The organism is Citrobacter sp. S55_ASV_140 (assembly GCF_018919505.1).
GTDB lineage: Bacteria > Pseudomonadota > Gammaproteobacteria > Enterobacterales > Enterobacteriaceae > Citrobacter > Citrobacter werkmanii.
Window position 1 is genome coordinate 1 of record NZ_JAHLQZ010000256.1, and the last position, 4,579, is coordinate 4,579.

Sequence of the window (4,579 nt, forward strand, 5' to 3'; positions counted from 1 at the left end):
GTTGCCAAACAGTCTGAAGCTCAATGCGAAAAAACAGACCATCCTGTATGCCCCTACCTATGGCGCGCTAAGCTCGCTGCCCCATTGGGCGGAACAGCTCGGTCGCTTAAGCCATGAATATAATATCGTCACTAAATTGCATCATGGCACCCTTCACAGACCGGAGGAAACCGCCTCTCTGGCGCTGGCGCAGCGCTATTTAAAGAACAGACTCGACGACCCACAGCATCTGCTGGCGCTTATTGCACAAGCAGATTACATCCTGACGGACAGCAGCGGCTTTATTTTTGACGCTATTCATATGAATAAACGCGTCATTTTACTGAGCTGGCCAGGTATGGCTTCGCTATTGGATGGACAACAAAGTTTCTCTACCCCTGACAGTGCCGATCAACGTATCCGTGACATTCTCCCGGTGGCTCAGGACATACAGGCGTTACGCAACGCGCTCTCCGACGCGTTTGATTGGGCTGCGCTGGAAACGCCGTTAGCTGAGATTCGCCGCCACTATTGTGATGCATTTATGGATGGACAGGCGGGGAAACGGGCAGCTCAGGAAATCGTAAGCCTCATCGAGGCGTCGCCCCAACAACACAGCAATACGTTGCTGATAAGCCTGCAACAGAAGTTATTTAGTTGATAACACAGTAATTGTCGCCAGAGATGAATCTATGCCAACGCCTTTAGTGAGTATTATCGTCACCAGTTATAATCACGATGCTTTCCTTGAAGAGGCGCTGGATAGCGTCTTTAACCAGACGTGGAAAAATATCGAAGTGATCATCGTCGATGATGCGTCTACCGATCGGTCTGTTGATATCATTAAAAAATATCAACGGAAATATAATTGCAAAACGATCCTACGCGAAACTAACTATTATTCGCAGAAAAATAAAATTGGTGATAAACCGATCATCGAGGCAATGAATATGGCCTCGGGTAAATATATTGCTGTCGTCGACTCTGATGATCTTATCGTCCGCACCAAAATCTCCCATCAGGTTAATATTCTCGAGAAAAATCCACATTGCGTCATGTGCTATAGCGCCATTGAGGTCATCATGCCTGATGGCTCGCGTTTTCCCTACAGCGATATATTCCTTGATGGCGATGTTTTTCATCATCTTCTGGTATCTGGCAATCTCAGTCTTTATATCGGATCGTTAATCCGCCGCGAGGCGTATCTGAAGATAGAACGCTCCGATCCTGAACTGGTACAGGAAGACTGGGATATGTTTCTGAAACTTTCCCGCCAGGGGCATTTTATTTCATCCCGACGTTTAGTGGCTTACTACCGTCGCCATGACAACAACACCTGGTACAGAAAAGATAAGAGCAAATTAATGTACCAAAACCGGATGATGATCCTTAATCAGTGGAAACATGAAGACGCCTGGGTAGACGCGATGAACAGCCGCTGGAAGCAGTATGCTCATCCCGACCATACGCTGATCAAAGAAGATATTGACGAACTGCTGCTTAAACAGCCAACCGACCCCTTGCTACATTTCCAGGGTTTTATCGTGGCCATTCACCATAAAGACGTCAGCAAAGCACAATATCATATTGTTCAGGCCATCATCTATTGTGATAGTCGCCTGGAAATATTACCTCAATTATATTTTGCCGCGTTAAAAAGTATTACTGATAAGAAGATCAGAAGCACGCTCCTTACCAGTCTGAAAACCAGACTGCCAGAACACTATCAACAGATTAGTGAAAAATTCCCTCAGGACCCTCAGCAATGAAACAAGCAGATCATAACCTTATTACGGTCACCAAACCTTTCTTGCCTCCACTCGAGGAGTTTATGCCGTATCTGCAAGAGATTTGGTCAAGTAAGCAGTTAACCAATAATGGCGTCATGCATCAACTGTTAGAGGAAAGGTTAGCGTCTTACTTGAACGTCCCTTATATCTCACTGTTTTGTAATGCGACTATCGCGTTAATTGCCGCAATGCAAACGCTGAGAATTAAAGGCGAGGTCATTACCACCCCTTATTCTTTTGTTGCCACGACTCATAGCATTCTCTGGAACCAATTAACGCCAGTATTTGTTGATATTGAACCACACAGCTTTAATATCAACCCGCACCTGATTGAGTCGGCCATTACCCCGAAAACAGGGTTAATTATGCCGGTGCATGTCTACGGCCAAAGCTGTAACACCACTGAAATAGAAAAAATTTCCAATAATTATGGTATTCCCGTCATTTATGATGCGGCACATGCTTTTGCTGTAGAAGATTGCGGCGGAAGCATTCTACGTCATGGCGATCTTTCGGTCCTCAGCTTCCATGCAACAAAAGTGTTCAATACTTTTGAGGGTGGCGCCATCGTCAGTTACGATAAAAAAACAAAACAACGGATCGATTACCTGAAAAACTTTGGTATTGCTGACGAGTTAACCGTTGTCGCGCCAGGCATCAATGGCAAAATGAATGAAATCCAGTCGGCTTTTGGTCTCTTGCAATTAAATTATATTGATGAGGCGATAGCCAGGCGCCAAAAAATCGATCGCTGTTATCGAGAGCAACTCGCCAACACGCAAGGGATCGTTATTCCTGACAGCAATGCCAATCTTAAGAGTAACTACAGTTATTTCCCAATCCTGGTGCGCCCCGACTATAAAATGTCGCGAGATGCGTTATACGATCATCTCAAAAAACATAACATTTTAACGCGGCGTTATTTCTACCCGTTGCTGTCGAATCTTAACATGTACAAAAACATGTCTGGCGCCAATAAAGAGACGCTGCCCGTGGCGAACCAAATCGCCGAACAGGTGCTGTGTCTGCCGATTTATCCTGATATGACCCCCGAAGAACTCAGCACTATTATTGAGCTCATAACAGCATGATCAATGTACTTATCTTCCCTGCAGGGACCGAAATTGGCAGAGAAATTTACCTGTCTCTTCGATACGAAAAAAACGTAAATCTGGTTTTAGCCGGGGCGGATTACGATAGCCATGCCCGACATTACACCAGCGAGTACCATATCGTACCTGACGTTACGCATTGCAATTGGTTACCCACATTGCAGGCATTAGTGCTGCAAGAAAAAATTGATTACATTTTCCCGGCACATGATGAAGCCCTTCTTGCCTTATCTGAAAACCGGGGCGCGCTTTCCGCCACGGTACTCTGCCCATCGCAAGAAACCTGCCAGATTACGCGTTTTAAAAGTAAAACATATCAGGCTCTCACACATTCAATTCCCACCCCGCAGATCTTTAACGACGTTACTGAGATAGAGCAATGGCCCGTTTTTGTTAAACCAGATCGCGGTCAGGGCGCGCAGGGAGCAGCGCGTGTTGATACCCCAGCCATGCTGGCATCATTACAGGCAGAAAGAGATGATCTGATTGTTTGTGAATATTTAAGTGGGGAAGAGTGTACGGTTGATTGTTTTTCCGATCGCGCTCAGGGATTACTGTTTTGCCAACCTCGCATACGCTCACGTATACGTGCCGGTATTGCAATGACCTCAACCTTAGTGAGTCTGCCGGAAGTGGACGCTTACGCTCGCGCTATTTCGCAGCAATTGCAGCTCTACGGCGCATGGTTTTTTCAGTTGAAGCGTTCTGCCTCAGGTACTTTGACATTACTGGAAGTCGCGCCGCGTATTGCAGGCACAATGGCGCTTAATCGTGCTAATGGCGTTAATTTCGCCATGCTGACGTTGTACGAAAGTATGCGGGTAAACGTCAAATTGCACCCGCTCAGTAAAAACCTGCAAATTACACGTAGCTTAACGAATCACTATACGCATAATTTCACGTTTCGACATGTCTACATCGACTACGATGATACCGTCGTCATCAAAGATAAACTCTGCGTGCCTGTCTTCACTTTTCTCTGCCAATGTCTGAATCGCGGGATAAAAATTCATCTCATTACGCGTCATGCCGGTGACATTTATGCTGAACTGGCGAAACGGCGGATTAACAATTTCTTTGACACCATTACCCACTTAGGTAAAAACGATAAGAAAAGTGATTATATTGACGAGGCCGACGCCATATTTATCGACGACAGTTTCTCTGAACGACAGGAAGTTAATTCGGTCACCGGACTTCCTGTCTTCGACATCAGCATGCTCGAACTATTAATATGTGAATAACATGAAGAAAAATATTATATTTTTGCATCTCGAAAGTCTCAATCACACGATCTTTAACAATCGCCAGTGGTTTCCTTTTACGAATAAAATTTATAACCAGTCGCTACGACTTAATAATTTCATTTCTACTGCCACCTCCTCACTGATGGCATTTAGCGATCTCTTGCATGGTGATGACAATACGTTAGAACATAACACCCATCTCGAAGAAAACATCTCCATCCATCGTCACGGCCCCGCGCTTTTCGACGTTTTAAAGCAGCACGGATACACCGCTGCTGGTATGGGGTATCCCAAAAACTGGGCAAATGTGGATACCATCTGGAGTGAAACGGATACTTTTAATTGGTATGACAGCGCGAAAATAATGCAGGCTGAAATGCAGCAGGTCATTTCCCGCCCGGAGCCCTTCGCGCTCTATCTGTGGAACCTCAGTAGTCATCTGTGTTATTAC

General features: G+C 45.4%; 4 protein-coding genes and 1 pseudogene. All 5 read left to right on the forward strand.

Annotated elements, in window-relative coordinates:
• Window positions 1–640 (forward strand): annotated as a pseudogene (locus KQJ18_RS21795) (glycosyltransferase family 2 protein); the annotation flags it as partial.
• Between the two features lie 31 nt (window positions 641–671).
• Window positions 672–1,748: a glycosyltransferase gene (locus tag KQJ18_RS21800; protein WP_216422725.1), complete on the forward strand. Its 1,077-nt coding sequence runs from the start codon at window positions 672–674 to the stop codon at window positions 1,746–1,748.
• Window positions 1,745–2,860 carry a DegT/DnrJ/EryC1/StrS family aminotransferase gene (locus KQJ18_RS21805; RefSeq protein WP_038637606.1) on the forward strand — a complete coding sequence of 372 codons (1,116 nt, stop codon included), beginning with the start codon at window positions 1,745–1,747 and terminating at the stop codon, window positions 2,858–2,860. The genes KQJ18_RS21800 and KQJ18_RS21805 overlap by 4 nt, the downstream gene beginning before the upstream one ends.
• Window positions 2,857–4,125 carry an ATP-grasp domain-containing protein gene (locus KQJ18_RS21810; protein WP_216422726.1) on the forward strand — a complete coding sequence of 423 codons (1,269 nt, stop codon included), beginning with the start codon at window positions 2,857–2,859 and terminating at the stop codon, window positions 4,123–4,125. Before KQJ18_RS21805 ends, KQJ18_RS21810 begins: the two co-directional genes overlap by 4 nt.
• Window position 4,126: 1 nt before the next feature.
• A partial coding sequence (locus tag KQJ18_RS21815) for a sulfatase-like hydrolase/transferase (RefSeq protein ID WP_216422727.1) occupies window positions 4,127–4,579 on the forward strand: 453 nt, incomplete at its 3' end.

What these genes read in the sequence shown, in the direction of transcription:
- KQJ18_RS21800 (WP_216422725.1), top strand. Translation starts at nt 672, where the DNA reads ATGCCAACGCCTTTAGTGAGTATTATCGTCACCAGTTATAATCACGAT.
- KQJ18_RS21805 (WP_038637606.1), top strand. Translation starts at nt 1,745, where the DNA reads ATGAAACAAGCAGATCATAACCTTATTACGGTCACCAAACCTTTCTTG.
- KQJ18_RS21810 (WP_216422726.1), top strand. Translation starts at nt 2,857, where the DNA reads ATGATCAATGTACTTATCTTCCCTGCAGGGACCGAAATTGGCAGAGAA.